1 pseudogene is annotated in these 213 nt (G+C 51.6%); it reads left to right on the top strand.

Annotated features, from left to right (window positions below):
- Nucleotides 1-143, top strand: a pseudogene (locus FDX22_RS00045) (phosphate ABC transporter substrate-binding protein PstS); the annotation flags it as partial.
- Between the last annotated feature and the right edge of the window lie 70 nt (nt 144-213).

The raw sequence follows: 213 nt of genomic DNA, 5'->3' as shown, positions 1-213 counted from the left end.
AGTTCTTTGACTGGGCGTACAAAAATGGCGGCAAACAGGCCAACGACCTGGATTACGCCAGCCTGCCGGACAGCGTGGTTGAGCAGATTCGTGCTGCATGGAAGACCAACGTGAAAGACAGCAGCGGTAAAGCGCTGTACTAAATACCCGTCATACTTCGAGCCGCAGCTGTGTTGGCTGCGCTTGTTCACTCCAGTTACATAGTAAATCTAT

Origin of the sequence: Citrobacter sp. TBCS-14, from assembly GCF_005280805.1 — a bacterium.
Lineage (GTDB): Bacteria > Pseudomonadota > Gammaproteobacteria > Enterobacterales > Enterobacteriaceae > Citrobacter > Citrobacter gillenii.
This window is presented reverse-complemented; position numbering and strand designations above follow the sequence as displayed.